The sequence below is a fragment of the Oceanicola sp. 22II-s10i genome, from assembly GCF_002210105.1.
Taxonomy (GTDB): domain Bacteria; phylum Pseudomonadota; class Alphaproteobacteria; order Rhodobacterales; family Rhodobacteraceae; genus Pseudooceanicola.
Window position 1 is genome coordinate 1 of sequence record NZ_AQQU01000001.1, and the last position, 13,744, is coordinate 13,744.

Below are 13,744 nucleotides of genomic sequence, written 5' to 3' on the forward strand. Positions count from 1 at the left end.
CCGTCAGCGCGACGATGACGAAGGCGATCAGCAGGCCGACGACGATCAGCACCGGCTCAGCCCGGCATCCGGTCCGACAGCAGCGCCAGCATCAGGTCCCGCCGTCCGGCCTGGTCCAGTTCGCCCGGCGCATAGCCGTTGCCGAAGGGCGCCGTGACCTCCCGGTCGTTGATCGCCCTGGCCAGATCGCCGGTGGCTGCCAGCAGTTCGGCGAGAGTCCACATGTAGTGGCTCTCGCCCGAGACGCGGTTGATGTAGTGCAGGCGCCGCGAAAGCAGACGGAGGATCTGATCCAGATCCTCCGGGCTCTTGAAGTCCAGCGATGGCAGGTCTTCGGGCGGCATCAGACCGCGCGCTCGACCATCATCCGCTTGATTTCCGAAATCGCCGCCGCCGGGTTCAGCCCCTTGGGGCAGGTCTTGGCGCAGTTCATGATCGTGTGGCAGCGGTACAGCTTGAACGGATCCTCGAGGTCGTCCAGCCGTTCGCCCGTGGCCTCATCGCGCGAGTCGATGATCCAGCGGTAGGCGTGCAGCAGCGCGGCGGGGCCGAGGTACTTGTCGCTGTTCCACCAGTAGCTCGGGCAGGCGGTCGAGCACGAGGCGCACATCACGCATTCATACAGACCGTCGAGCTTCTTGCGGTCCTCGATGGACTGCTTCCACTCCTTCGCCGGGCGGTTCGTCTTGGTTTCCAGCCAGGGCATGATCGCGGCATGCTGTGCGTAGAAATGGGTCAGGTCGGGGATCAGGTCCTTGACCACCGACATGTGCGGCAGCGGGTAGATCTTCACGTCGCCCTTGATCTCGTCCAGGCCAAAGATGCAGGCCAGCGTGTTCCGCCCGTCGATGTTCATCGCGCAGGATCCGCAGATGCCTTCGCGGCAGGACCGGCGGAAGGTCAGGGTCGGGTCGATCTCGTTCTTGATCTTGATCAGCGCGTCCAGAACCATCGGGCCGCACTTGTCCATGTCGAGGTGATAGGTGTCGACACGCGGGTTCTCGCCGTCATCGGGGTTCCAGCGATAGATGTGGAACGCCCGGACATTGGTCGCGCCCGAGGGCTTGGGCCAGGTCTTGCCGGTCCGGATCCGGGAATTCTTCGGAAGGGCGAGTTCAACCATGTCTTACTCCTGTCTCTAACCGCGACGGGGCTTGGCCCGGCGCTGTCTTTGCGGTGGCAGGGCGGGTCATCACAGGATCCCCCGCTCTTGCATGACGGCGATCAGCCGCCGGGATTGGGTTTCGGGCGCGATCGCTTCGGCATGTGCGATGCAGGCGGCAGACAGCGCGCGGTACTCTTCGGGCGACAGGGCCGCAGCACGCCGGATGGCATCGGCGAGCCCGTCCGGGGCCTCGGGATCGTAGAGCAGGTCCCGCGCCGCCTCGGGCAGCCCCTCGGCAATTCCGCCAAGGCGCGGGCCGATGACCGGCAGGCCAAAGGTGATCGCCAGATGCGCCACGCCCGACGTCAGCGTGCGCTGGTAGGGAAGGACCATGAACTGGCCCGGGTTCATCAGACCCGCGACCTTGTCGTCGGGGACCCTGCCAAGCCGCAGATCCGCTTCGAACGTGGCATCCGCGAGCGCGGTGCGCAGCTCGGCCCGGCGCGAGGCCACGCAGGACCCGGCTATGGTCAGCTTGCGGACCGCTCCGCCCAGCCCGTCGCGGCCGACCGCCCCGATCAGGGCATCCACGCCCTTGTAGGTGTTGAGCGACCCGAAGAAGAGCAGGTCCGCGACACCCTCGGCCTTGGTGCCGGGCACGACCGAGGCCTGGGGGGCGTAGAACCCGGCATAGCTCGAATGCGGAACAACGGCGATGCGCGCCGGATCGACCGGCCATTGTTCGATCAGCAGGTCGCGCGCGGCCTCGGAATGCACATGGACGAGGTCCGCATTCTCCACCAGCCAGCTTCGGAGCGTGCGGAAGCCTTCGTGGAACTCGCCCGCGCGGTGTGGACGTTCGTTGTGGACCGTCCAGACGATCTTGCCGCCCGAGGCCTTGTGCCGGTTCAGCATCCGCAGGACGATCCCGGTCCGCCAGCGCACGATCCAGGGCGACTTCACCTTCCAGAAGGTGCCGTCTTCCCAATGGAAATGCAGGACCTCGGCCTTGCCGACAAAGCCGAACCGACGCAGCAGCTGCGGGCGCCGCAGACGCTCCATCCTCACGACATCGCCGAACGCGCTGTAGAGCAGCGCCTGATAGGGGTTGTCCCCGACCGAGGGATAGACCCGCAGTTTCGGCAGCACCGCGTCGGCGCGCGTCACGTCCCGGTCTCCACGGACACCGGGCGTGTCATCGGCACCTTCGTATGACGCGGCAAGCGACATGACCCGTCAGAACGTCCGTGCCTTGGGCGCGATGCGCTTCAGCTCGATCCCGCCTTCGGATTCGGTGGTCAGCGGGTCCTTGATCACGTCGCGATAGCTGAGGTCGACCTTGTTGCCGTCGACCCGCGCGATGGTGTGGACGCGCCACTTCTCGTCGTCGCGGTTCGGGAAATCCTCGTGCGCATGCGCGCCACGGCTCTCCTTGCGCGCCTCGGCGCCATAGATCGTCGCGAGCGCGTTCGGCATCAGGTTGGTCAGTTCCAGCGTTTCCATCAGGTCGCTGTTCCAGACGAGGCTGCGGTCGGTGACCTTGAGGTCGCCCATCTTGGCCGCGATCGCGGTCATCTTCTCGACGCCTTCCTCCAGCGTCTTCGCTTCGCGGAACACGGCGGCGTCGGACTGCATCGTGTGCTGCATCTCAAGCCGCAGATCGGCGGTCGCGATGCCGCCCTTGGCATTGCGCAGGGTGTCGAACCGGTCGAAGGCCTTGTCGATCGAGGCCTGGTTCATCACCGGGTTCGCGCTGTCGGGGTTCACGATCTTGCCCGCCTTGATCGCCGCCGCGCGGCCGAAGACCACGAGGTCGATCAGCGAGTTGGAGCCGAGGCGGTTCGCCCCGTGCACCGACGCGCAGCCTGCCTCGCCGACGGCCATCAGGCCCGGCACGATGGCGTTCGGGTTGTCGGCGGTCGGGTTGATGACTTCGCCCCAGTAGTTCGTCGGGATGCCGCCCATGTTGTAGTGCACGGTCGGCAGAACCGGGATCGGCTCCTTCGTGACGTCGACACCGGCGAAGATCTTCGCGGATTCCGAGATACCGGGCAGCCGTTCGGCCAGCGCCTCGGGCGGCAGGTGGTTGAGGTTGAGGAAGATGTGGTCCTTCCGCTCCCCGACACCGCGCCCTTCGCGGATCTCCATGGTCATCGAACGCGAGACGTAGTCGCGCGGCGCGAGGTCCTTGTACTGGGGCGCATAGCGCTCCATGAACCGCTCGCCCTCGGAGTTCGTCAGATAGCCGCCCTCGCCGCGTGCGCCCTCGGTGATCAGGCAGCCCGAGCCGTAGATGCCGGTCGGGTGGAACTGCACGAATTCCATGTCCTGCAGCGCCAGACCGGCGCGCGCCACCATCCCGCCGCCGTCACCGGTGCAGGTGTGGGCCGAGGTTGCGCTGAAATACGCACGGCCGTAGCCGCCCGTCGCCAGCACGACCATCTTGGCCGAGAAGATGTGGAAGGTGCCGTCGTCCAGTTTCCAGCAGACGACGCCGGTGCAGACGCCGTCCTCGCTCATGATCAGGTCGATGGCGAAGTATTCGATGTAGAACTCGGCCTTCTGCTTCAGCGACTGGCCATAGAGCGTGTGCAGGATCGCGTGGCCGGTCCGGTCGGCGGCGGCACAGGTCCGCTGCACGGCGGGGCCTTCGCCGAATTCGGTGGTGTGGCCGCCGAAGGGCCGCTGGTAGATCTTGCCTTCCTCGGTGCGCGAGAACGGCACGCCGTAGTGCTCCAGCTCGTAGACCGCCTTGGGCGCCTCGCGGGCGAGGTATTCCATCGCGTCGGTGTCGCCCAGCCAGTCCGAGCCCTTGACGGTGTCGTACATGTGCCACTGCCAGTGGTCCGGGCCCATGTTCGACAGCGAGGCGGCGATGCCGCCCTGCGCCGCGACGGTATGGCTCCGCGTCGGGAACACCTTGGTCACGCAGGCCGTGCGCAGCCCCTGCTCCGCCATGCCCAGCGTCGCCCGCAGCCCCGCGCCGCCGGCGCCCACAACCACGACGTCATATTCATGCGTCTCGTATTCGTATGCGGCCATTGTTCTTACCTCAGAGTGCGATCTTGACGAGGGCGAACAGCCCCGTGGCGGTGATGCCGTAGCTCAGCACGATGACGGCCATGATCAGCACCTTCTTGGTGGACTTGCGCCAGTAGTCCTCGATCATCATCTGCGCCCCCTTGCGGAAGTGCTGCATCCCCACGACCAGCGCGAGGCCGGTGAGGATCGCCGGGACAGGCCGCGCGAAGGTCGCGACGACCTCCTCGTGCGTGCCGCCCATGGCGTTGCCGATGATGTAGATCAGGATCGGCACGATCAGGGCGAGGCCGACGGCGCTCACCTGCATGTACCAGTGATGGTCGGTGCCGCTGTGCGCGGCGCCCTTGCCCTCGGCCCGTTTGCGGTCGGTCAGGTAACGCATCTCGGTCTCCTTACACGATCAGCAGGGTCAGTACGGTCAGCACGACCGATCCGATCAGGCAGGCCCAGCCGAGTTTCTCGGCGGTCGGGATGTCCAGACCCCGGCCCGCGTCGTAGATCAGGTGCCGCAGACCGGCGAGGTAGTGATACCAGAGCCCAAGCAGCGACAGGGTAAAGATCAGGTCGCCGAACCAGCTGGTGACGAAGGCATTGGCGGTGGCGAAGTAGTCCGGCCCGACAGCGGCGGCCAGCAGCCACCAGACGAACAGGATCACCGACACGACCAGCGCGTTACCCGTCACACGCGTCAGGATCGACGTGAGCATCGGGATATGCCAGCGGTAGATGGTAAGGTGAGGAGAAAGCGGGCGCTCGACCCTTTTCACGTCAGCCATGAGCTTTCCTTTCCGGTATCTCTCGGGGCCTTGATACTCATTTTTCCGGCCTTGTCATCACCATGCCATCGCATACATGACGATTTTCCCGCCGCGCGACCACCCGCCGCGCCAAGTGTGATCACAAATATTCGACGCGTGATCACAAACTAGGCGGCTCTCGGTTACGCAAGGGAATCAACACGATCCCCTGCTATGTGCGGCCGCATGGCTCGGACCTTTCGCGGCGGAAACCGCCCACCGGTCGCTTTCCGGGAGGCGGCTCACTCCGCCAGAGGCATGATCCGATTGCCCGGGCAACCAGATCAATCGTCAGACCGGCATCGCCGCCCAGTAATCCAGATCGAGCAGCACGCCCGACCGGTATTTCCCGGCGTCATCTTTCAGATCCCCGACCGACCCGTCCGACGTCGCCACCAGCCGCAACCGCACCAGGCCAACGCCCGGCGCGTCCGTTTCGGCCTTGTCCAGCACCTCGGACCATGCCTTGACGGTCGTTCCGCTGAAGCACGGGTTCGCATGTGCCCCGCCGTTCAGACCGACGATCATCTGCGCATTGGCCAGCCCGTTGAACGACAGCGCCCGCGCCATCGAGATCACGTGCCCGCCATAGATCAGCCGCTGCCCGTCGGGCCGGAAGGTCGCGTCGAAATGCACCTTGGCCGTGTTCTGCCACAGGCGCGTGGCGATCATGTGCTCGGCTTCCTCGATGGTGACGCCATCGACATGGTCGATCACCTCGCCCACCTCGTAATCGCCCCACCGGTGCGCCTCGCCCGCCAGCGTGAAATCGTAGTTCGAGAAGTTCAGCCCCTCGGGCAGCAGCAGGTCACCCGCTGGGATCACCCCGTTCAGTTCCGGCACCACCGCTTCGGGGGCAGGCGCGTCGAGGTTGTTCTTCCGCACCATGACCCAGCGGACATACTCCATCACGGCCTCGCCGTGCTGGTTCGTTCCGGTCGTGCGCACATAGACCACGCCGGTCTTGCCGTTGGAGTTCTCCTTCAGCCCGATCACCTCGGACGAGGAATGCAGCGTGTCGCCCGCGTAGACCGGCTTCAGCCAGCGCCCTTCGGCGTAACCGAGGTTGGCGACGGCGTTCAGCGAGATGTCGGGCACCGTCTTGCCGAAGACGATGTGGAACGCGATCAGGTCGTCCACCGGGCTGGACGGCAGCCCGCAGGCCCGCGCGAATTCGTCCGAGGAATAGAGCGCATGACGTGCCGGGTAGAGCGCGTGGTAAAGCGCCCGCTCGCCGCCCGAAACGGTGCGCGGCACGGCGTGGTGGATCACCTCGCCGACCCTGTAATCCTCGAAAAACCGGCCCGGATTGGTCTTGGCCATCACTGTTCCCCCAGTTTCGTGTCCGGCGTGTAATCGCCCGGCGCCTCTTTCACCACGGCCTGCGCACAGCGCATCTTGCCGGTCGTCGCGTCGAACCCGTAGGCGGGCGAGCCGTGCAGCGCCCAGCCCTTGTTCAGCGCCGCCGTCACCTTGTGGCAGAAGGCCGAGGTGTCGTCCTCGGTCAGCAGTCGGTAGAGTTTCATCTCGTCTCCAATCTCAGCCGAAGGTCGGATAGCCCAGCCAGGTGTGAACCCAGCCGATGACCAGCAGAAGCACGACCGAGATGGCCGCGAACATGGCGTCCTTGCCGATCGACCCCTTGGCGGGCGGCGTCCAGCCCGGTTCCGCCCGGTTGATGACCACCATCTCGGCGATCGCCCAGATACCCAGCCCGCCCCACAAAACGAAGGACGGCGTGTCGCCGTTCACCAGCAGGTGCGCGATGCACCACAGCAGGAACCCGGTCAGCATCGGGTGCCGCATCCGGTAGAACAGCGCGCCCTTCTTGGGGCCCGGCGAGGTGAAGTAGAGCGCGGCGATCATCAGCAGGTTGTTGATCCCGACCGTCGCGGGATGGCGGCCCCAGAAGAACGCGCCCTCGGCCATGCGGTAGCCGAAGATCATCAGCAGCACGGACACCACCAGCGCAACCGCGACCGCGCCCTTCCCGGCATCGCCCATCCGGCCCCGCGCGGCGGGCGCGAGGCGCTTGAAGAAATGGGCAAGCGCCCAGAGGAGAACCCCGAGAACGAGCAGCGTCATGACATCGGCCTTTCCAAGTGAATCGGCGTCACACTCTGCGCGTCAGCCCATCTTGGCAATGGCATCCGCCTTGGCGAGCGTCTTGAGTGCGGTTTCGACATGCAGGTTTTCGACGATCTTGCCGTCCACGACCGCAACGCCCTGCCCCGTCCGCTCGATCTCCTCGTGCGCCGCGATCTGACGGCGGGCGAGGTCGATTTCGGCCTCGGTCGGGGCGAACGCCTTGTTCGCGCCCTCGACCTGCGCAGGGTGGATCAGGGTCTTGCCATCGAAGCCGAGGTCGCGGCCCTGTTCGCATTCTACGGCCAGACCTTCCTCGTTCAGGTACTGGTTGTAGACGCCATCCACGCAGACCACGCCATGCGCCCGCGCGGCCAGCAGCATCTGCTGGAGCGCGAACATCATCGGCAGCCGATCATCGCGCGAGCGGCAGTTCAGCTCCTTGGCCAGATCGTTGGTGCCGGCGACGAAGCCCTTCACCGACGGATGCGCCGCGATCTCCAGCGCGTTGAACACGCCGAGCGGCGTTTCGATCATGCACCAGATGTCCGCGTCGCCCACGATATCGGCCAGCGCCTGCACGTCGGCGGCCGAGTTGACCTTGGGCAGCAGGAAGGCATGGGCGTCCGCATCCTTCAGCACCTTGGCGTCGTCCGCGCCCCATTCGGTGTCCAGCCCGTTGATCCGGATGATCCGCGCCTTGTCACCGTAGCCGCCCTGCGTCAGCGCCGCCTTCAGCGTATCGCGCGCCGCGGGTTTCGCATCGGGCGTCACCGCGTCCTCGAGGTCGAAGATGATCGCATCGACCGGCAGGCCCCGCGCCTTGTCCAGTGCCCGCTCCTTGGAGCCGGGGATATAGAGAACGGAGCGGTAGGGGCGGGTTGCGGCGTCCATGATGCGAGTCCCTCTGGAAAGAATGTTGCGTGTCCATCGCACTGATCGACGGGAAATTTCAAGCATCACTTCGCCGCGCGGCAGCGTCACCCGCCCGGAGGATCGGCAAAATAGCTGGCATCCGATGCAACGGCCGCGCGATTAACCACATCTTCGGCCCCGGTCCGGCATCTTTCATCGTGACACGGGCGATCCCGCGGCTTGGCCGCCGGTCCACGGGGACCCGTGCCGCAAGGACCAGACATCAGGGGACGGGCCGTCGCCCCGCCGGGCAGGCCAGTCGACCGGTTCCCCGCCACAGGACGAACCACAGGACGGACCCATGCAGATTGTCACCCTCACCGCCGCCATCGCTATGGCCATTCTCGCCACCCAATCCGCCGCGCAGGGCACCCCCTGCGCGCCCCGCCACAACGTGGTCGAGGGACTGGCCGAGAAATACGGCGAGAACCGCCGCGCCATCGGCGTCAGCGCCAACAACATGGTGGTCGAGGTCTTTGCCTCGGACGCTTCGGGCACCTGGACGATCACGGTGACGAACGCTTCGGGCCTGACATGCCTCGTCGCCAGTGGCGAGGCCTTCGAGGCGCTGGCCGAGTCGCTGCCGGACCTGTCGGATCCCGCCTGAGGGCACCGGTCGCGCGCGAACCGGCGGCGCATTCAGGCCGCATCCATGTGATGCGCCCTGCCCAAGACATTGACTCCGATCAGGAAAATGTCGCCCTCCGCGCGGCCGAGTGCCACCGCGCGCATGGAGCGCCCTTGCGCGGCGCGTGCGAAACGCCTAGGGCTTCGCCGGAGATTTCCAACGGACCGGAGAAAATCCAATGGCCAGACCCAAGATTGCCCTGATCGGCGCGGGCCAGATCGGCGGCACGCTTGCTCACCTCGCAGCGATGAAGGAACTGGGCGACGTCGTCCTGTTCGACATCGCCGAGGGCGTTCCCGAAGGCAAGGCACTCGACATCGCAGAATCGGGCCCCGCCGAGGGCTTTGACGCCAAGCTCAAGGGCACCCAGAGCTACGAGGACATCGCAGGCGCGGACGTCTGCATCGTCACCGCCGGTGTGCCGCGCAAGCCGGGCATGTCCCGCGACGACCTGCTGGGCATCAACCTCAAGGTCATGAAATCCGTCGGGGAAGGCATCAAGGCCCACGCACCGGACGCGTTCGTCATCTGCATCACCAACCCGCTCGACGCGATGGTCTGGGCGCTGCAGCAGTTCTCGGGCCTTCCCGCGAACAAGGTCTGCGGTATGGCCGGTGTGCTGGACAGCGCCCGCTTCCGCCACTTCCTGTCGCTCGAATTCGACGTGTCCATGAAGGACGTCACCGCCTTCGTTCTGGGCGGCCACGGCGACACGATGGTGCCGCTGGCACGCTACTCGACCGTCGGTGGCATCCCGCTGCCCGACCTGGTCGAGATGGGCTGGACCACGCAGGACAAGCTCGACGCGATCATCCAGCGCACCCGTGACGGCGGCGCCGAGATCGTCGGCCTGCTGAAGACCGGTTCGGCCTTCTACGCGCCCGCGACCTCCGCCATCGAGATGGCCGAAGCCTATCTGAAAGACCAGAAGCGCCTGCTGCCCTGCGCGGCCTACTGCGAAGGCGAGTTCGGCCTGAAAGGCATGTATGTCGGCGTCCCGACCATCATCGGCGCGGGCGGCATCGAGCGCATCGTCGACATCAAGATGAACAAGGACGAACAGGCCATGTTCGACAAGTCGGTCGACGCGGTGAAGGGTCTCGTGGAGGCCTGCAAGGGCATCGACGGCTCGCTCGCCTGATAGGTCAGCATTTCGTGGAAAGGCCCGGCCCTGTGCCGGGCCTTTTCGTTTGTGACGGGGCCAGCCGACGCCTGCCTGAATTGACCACGTTGGGAGCCTGCCCGTGGGTGGGCGCTCCCGACGACTGAACGGCGCGTTTTATCCCGCCACACCCCACCTTTGCCCAGGGTCATCGCGCGGATTTCACAGCGCCTACCCGCCGGGACGGGCAGCCGCTTGGCGCGGCGGCTTCGCCTTGATTCCGCGCCTGTTGGGAACTGATCGAAACGCCCCCGCCTCTGGAGACGGGTTGCAGAACTGATTTGAAAATGACTCTTTCGCACAAGTTCATAGCGGACCGCACGGGCGCCCCCGACCCTGCCCGCTCGGCTGCAACCGCGCCGAACCAACCCGAAGGACGGGCGCCAACCCCATGAGTCTCTTGGCTTCGCCGCCACTCCCGACCTGATTTGGTATCACCATTTCCCCTTTGTGATCACACGATTTCTGCCTGTGATCACAAATCAAAGAAATTCGGCGGAAAACCCCGATTGTCTGAAAAAATCCGTTCATGCCATGGCAAGGTAGTGGCATTACGCCCGCACCAGCAGCAGAAGGGACGGATTTCATGAATATCCATGAATACCAGGCCAAGGCACTTCTCCGCGAATACGGATGTCCGGTATCGGACGGCCGCGCGGTTCTGAAGGCGGAAGAGGCCAAGACCGCGGCGGGCGAGCTTGATGGCCCGCTCTGGGTGGTCAAGGCGCAGATTCACGCCGGCGGCCGCGGCAAGGGCAAGTTCAAGGAAGCCGACGCAGGCGACAAGGGCGGTGTCCGCCTTGCCAAGTCGGTCGAGGAAGCCGCCGAGGAAGCCAAGAAGATGCTTGGCCGCACCCTCGTGACGCACCAGACCGGCCCGGCGGGCAAGCAGGTCAACCGCATCTACATCGAAGACGGCTCGGACATCGAGCGCGAGCTCTACCTCGCCCTGCTCGTCGACCGCCAGACCTCGGCCATCTCCTTCGTCTGCTCGACCGAGGGCGGCATGGACATCGAGGAAGTCGCGGCCAAGACGCCCGAGAAAATCCTCAGCTTCTCTGTCGAGCCCGCGACCGGCTACCAGCCGTTCCACGGCCGCCGCATCGCCTTCGCCCTCGGGCTCGAAGGCAAGCAGGTCAAGGCCTGTGTCGACCTGATGGGCAAGCTCTTCAAGGCCTTCACCGAGAAGGACATGGAGATGCTGGAGATCAACCCGCTGATCGTCATGAAGGACGGCAACCTCAAGCTGCTCGACGCCAAGCTCGGCTTCGACGGCAACGCGCTCTACCGCCATTCCGACATCCAGGCGCTGCGCGACGAGACCGAGGAAGACCCCAAGGAACTCGCCGCCTCCAAGTACGACCTGAACTACATCGCGCTCGATGGTGAGATCGGCTGCATGGTGAACGGCGCGGGTCTGGCCATGGCGACGATGGACATCATCAAGCTCTACGGTGCCGAACCCGCCAACTTCCTCGATGTCGGCGGCGGCGCGACCAAGGAGAAGGTGACCGAGGCGTTCAAGATCATCACCTCGGACCCGAACGTCAAAGGCATCCTCGTCAACATCTTCGGCGGCATCATGCGCTGCGACGTCATCGCCGAAGGCGTGGTCGCGGCGGTCAAGGAAGTCGGCCTGAAGGTTCCGCTGGTCGTCCGGCTGGAAGGCACCAACGTCGAGAAGGGCAAGGAGATCATCGCGAACTCCGGCCTGAACGTCGTGGCCGCCGACAACCTGTCCGACGGCGCCGAGAAGATCGTCAAAGCGGTGAAGGGCTGAGTTCGGATGAACTACGGCGCGGCATTCAACGAACTCGGCTACTGCTTAGTCAATAATCGCAGGGATTGGTCAGCAGCGAGCGATTCCGGCGTTTGCCTTGCCTTGTTCACACAACTTAAGGGCGTCGAAAATAAGCGACCTTACATCGATTATTGGGAAGCATTTCCCAGTTTGGACGATGCTGAGTACTGGATAGGTCAATCGGGAAATTCGCTCCGCAAGCAGCATATAATGGAAGCGATCCAAAGGTTTGAGCGGAGGATTGACGTGGTCCTCTGTGACGGTGATCCACAGAAAGGGTTCGGCAATGCGGAACCCTGGCAAGTGGAAAGGCGCAAGGGCTTTTGGGCAATTACCCGTTTTGACCCTTCGACAGGATATTTTCGCGCGGAAGTTTTTGCTCCGGGCGAATCTGTACAAAACAAAGTCAAGGAGGCCTGACATGGCCGTTCTCGTAGACGAAAACACCAAGGTGATCTGCCAGGGCCTCACCGGCTCTCAGGGCACCTTCCACACCGAACAGGCGATTGCCTACGGCACCAAGATGGTCGGCGGCGTCGTCCCCGGCAAAGGCGGGCAGAGCCATCTGGACCTGCCGGTCTTCAACTCGGTGCACGAAGCGATCGACGTGACCGGGGCGAATGCCTCTGTCATCTACGTTCCGCCGCCGTTCGCCGCGGACTCGATCCTCGAAGCGATCGACGCGGAAATGCCGCTGATCATCTGCATCACCGAGGGCATTCCGGTGCTCGACATGATGAAGGTGAAGGCCGCGCTCCGGACCTCCAAGTCGCGCCTGATCGGGCCGAACTGCCCGGGCGTCATCACCCCCGGCGCCTGCAAGATCGGCATCATGCCCGGACACATCCATAAACGTGGCAGCGTCGGGGTTGTCAGCCGCTCGGGAACGCTGACCTATGAGGCTGTGAAACAGACCACCGATGCGGGGCTGGGCCAGTCCAGCGCTGTCGGCATCGGCGGCGACCCGATCAAGGGGACGGAGCATATCGAGGTGCTGGAGATGTTCCTGGCCGATCCCGAGACGCAATCGATCATCATGATCGGCGAGATCGGCGGCTCGGCCGAGGAAGAAGCCGCGCAGTTCCTGAAGGACGAGGCGAAAAAGGGCCGGTCCAAGCCGACCGCGGGCTTCATCGCGGGCCGCACCGCCCCTCCGGGCCGCCGCATGGGCCACGCGGGCGCCATCGTCGCCGGTGGCAAGGGCGGCGCCGAGGACAAGATCGAGGCGATGAAGAGCGCCGGGATCGTGGTCGCGGACAGCCCCGCGGCACTGGGCGAGGCCGTGCTGAAGGCCATCGGCTGAGGCCGGACGAAAAGACCGCTCCGGGCGATCCCCGCCCGGAGTTGAACCAGGGAAACGGCCATGGGCCAGACGGACAAAAGTCAGGACGCGCAGGACCCGTCACCCAGCTTGGGTGAGCGCCGTCGTTCCGCACTGCCGGAGGCACGCCCATGACCGGCGTCCCCTCCGTGTCCCGCACCCGTGTGGCACCCGATCTGGCCGTGCTCGACGCGGCCTGCCTGCTTCTGCCCCGCGAAACCGGCCGCGACGGCGCGCCGCAGCCCCGGATACGCCATACGGCTGAGCGGGCCGACAGCGTGCGCCGTGCGCTGGAACGCGGCGGTTTCGCCTTTACCGCCGACGCCCGCGCCCTGCGGGCGATCCGCAAGGCGCACTACCTCGACTGGGCCTATGCCAGCCCCCTGCCCCCGCGCCGCGACTGGCCGCTGCGGCTGCACCGTGGCCGCATCCGTGCCGCCGGCAACGCCCCCGACGGTCCCCGCTTCGACCGGCGCGGCGTCTGGAGCCGCCCCGCCCCCGGCTGGGCTGGCACCGATATGGGACAGATGGCTTCCGCCACCGGCTTTTTCCGCCACGCATCCGCCGACATCCGCATCGCGCTGGCCACCGACAGCTATTGCGGCGGCAGCGTCACGCTCGCGCTGATGAGCGGGACCGACATGGCCGCGCATTTTCCCGCGCTGACCGGAGCCGCCGTCTATCGCCAGTTCGCCGAACCCACCGACGGCTACCACACCGCCGCGTGGACACGCGGCAGCCGCAGCCTCGACTGGCGCCGGGGGACGGCACAGCGCGGCGATGCGCGGATCTTCGACCGCAGGCACTGGTTCGTCGCGGGCGAGAACGGCCAACGCCCCTGGCTCTACCTGCACGCCATGGCCAGCCACGGGAACATGACCTGATGCG

General features: G+C 65.5%; 16 protein-coding genes. 6 read left to right on the plus strand and 10 right to left on the minus strand.

Going from position 1 to position 13,744, the window contains the following annotated elements; genetic code table 11:
- Positions 1 to 56 precede the first annotated feature (56 nt).
- The 10 genes from ATO6_RS00005 to ATO6_RS00050 all read right to left on the minus strand — a co-directional run bounded on the left by ATO6_RS00005 (position 57) and on the right by ATO6_RS00050 (position 7,923).
- Positions 57 to 344 carry a hypothetical protein gene (locus tag ATO6_RS00005; protein ID WP_088621911.1) on the minus strand — a complete coding sequence of 96 codons (288 nt, stop codon included), beginning with the start codon at positions 342 to 344 and terminating at the stop codon, positions 57 to 59.
- A complete protein-coding gene (locus ATO6_RS00010) occupies positions 344 to 1,123 on the minus strand; it encodes a succinate dehydrogenase iron-sulfur subunit (protein WP_088621912.1) in 780 nt (259 codons plus the stop codon). Before ATO6_RS00010 ends, ATO6_RS00005 begins: the two co-directional genes overlap by 1 nt.
- 69 nt (positions 1,124 to 1,192) lie before the next feature.
- On the minus strand, positions 1,193 to 2,272 hold the full coding sequence (locus ATO6_RS00015; protein ID WP_176440777.1) for a glycosyltransferase family 4 protein: 1,080 nt from the start codon (positions 2,270 to 2,272) through the stop codon (positions 1,193 to 1,195).
- Positions 2,273 to 2,341: 69 nt separating this feature from the next.
- Positions 2,342 to 4,147: a succinate dehydrogenase flavoprotein subunit gene (gene sdhA, locus ATO6_RS00020; protein WP_088621914.1), complete on the minus strand. Its 1,806-nt coding sequence runs from the start codon at positions 4,145 to 4,147 to the stop codon at positions 2,342 to 2,344.
- Positions 4,148 to 4,157: 10 nt separating this feature from the next.
- Positions 4,158 to 4,529 carry a succinate dehydrogenase, hydrophobic membrane anchor protein gene (gene sdhD, locus ATO6_RS00025; RefSeq protein ID WP_088621915.1) on the minus strand — a complete coding sequence of 124 codons (372 nt, stop codon included), beginning with the start codon at positions 4,527 to 4,529 and terminating at the stop codon, positions 4,158 to 4,160.
- A gap of 10 nt (positions 4,530 to 4,539) precedes the next feature.
- Positions 4,540 to 4,923 carry a succinate dehydrogenase, cytochrome b556 subunit gene (sdhC, locus tag ATO6_RS00030; RefSeq protein WP_088621916.1) on the minus strand — a complete coding sequence of 128 codons (384 nt, stop codon included), beginning with the start codon at positions 4,921 to 4,923 and terminating at the stop codon, positions 4,540 to 4,542.
- Positions 4,924 to 5,235: 312 nt separating this feature from the next.
- Positions 5,236 to 6,267, minus strand: a complete 1,032-nt coding sequence (locus ATO6_RS00035) for a MaoC family dehydratase (RefSeq protein WP_088621917.1) — start codon at positions 6,265 to 6,267, stop codon at positions 5,236 to 5,238.
- Positions 6,267 to 6,470 carry a DUF1737 domain-containing protein gene (locus tag ATO6_RS00040; RefSeq protein ID WP_088621918.1) on the minus strand — a complete coding sequence of 68 codons (204 nt, stop codon included), beginning with the start codon at positions 6,468 to 6,470 and terminating at the stop codon, positions 6,267 to 6,269. The genes ATO6_RS00035 and ATO6_RS00040 overlap by 1 nt, the downstream gene beginning before the upstream one ends.
- A gap of 13 nt (positions 6,471 to 6,483) precedes the next feature.
- Positions 6,484 to 7,029 (minus strand): NnrU family protein, encoded by a 546-nt coding sequence (locus ATO6_RS00045; protein ID WP_088621919.1) that lies wholly within the window; start codon positions 7,027 to 7,029, stop codon positions 6,484 to 6,486.
- Between the two features lie 42 nt (positions 7,030 to 7,071).
- Positions 7,072 to 7,923, minus strand: coding sequence for a CoA ester lyase (locus tag ATO6_RS00050; protein ID WP_088621920.1), 852 nt, complete (start codon positions 7,921 to 7,923; stop codon positions 7,072 to 7,074).
- A gap of 322 nt (positions 7,924 to 8,245) precedes the next feature.
- On the opposite strand from ATO6_RS00050, the gene ATO6_RS00055 reads away from it, so the two are divergent.
- The 6 genes from ATO6_RS00055 to ATO6_RS00075 all read left to right on the plus strand — a co-directional run bounded on the left by ATO6_RS00055 (position 8,246) and on the right by ATO6_RS00075 (position 13,740).
- Positions 8,246 to 8,551 (plus strand): hypothetical protein, encoded by a 306-nt coding sequence (locus tag ATO6_RS00055; RefSeq protein ID WP_088621921.1) that lies wholly within the window; start codon positions 8,246 to 8,248, stop codon positions 8,549 to 8,551.
- Between the two features lie 199 nt (positions 8,552 to 8,750).
- Entirely contained in the window at positions 8,751 to 9,713 is a 963-nt protein-coding gene (mdh, locus tag ATO6_RS00060) for a malate dehydrogenase (protein WP_088621922.1), read from the plus strand.
- Positions 9,714 to 10,320: 607 nt separating this feature from the next.
- Entirely contained in the window at positions 10,321 to 11,514 is a 1,194-nt protein-coding gene (gene sucC / locus ATO6_RS00065; protein WP_088621923.1) for an ADP-forming succinate--CoA ligase subunit beta, read from the plus strand.
- Positions 11,515 to 11,520: 6 nt separating this feature from the next.
- Positions 11,521 to 11,955 (plus strand): hypothetical protein, encoded by a 435-nt coding sequence (locus ATO6_RS24730; protein ID WP_141101902.1) that lies wholly within the window; start codon positions 11,521 to 11,523, stop codon positions 11,953 to 11,955.
- A 1-nt stretch (position 11,956) separates the two neighbouring features.
- Positions 11,957 to 12,838 (plus strand): succinate--CoA ligase subunit alpha, encoded by an 882-nt coding sequence (gene sucD / locus ATO6_RS00070; protein ID WP_088621924.1) that lies wholly within the window; start codon positions 11,957 to 11,959, stop codon positions 12,836 to 12,838.
- A gap of 149 nt (positions 12,839 to 12,987) precedes the next feature.
- On the plus strand, positions 12,988 to 13,740 hold the full coding sequence (locus ATO6_RS00075) for a hypothetical protein (protein ID WP_088621925.1): 753 nt from the start codon (positions 12,988 to 12,990) through the stop codon (positions 13,738 to 13,740).
- Positions 13,741 to 13,744: the final 4 nt, after the last annotated feature.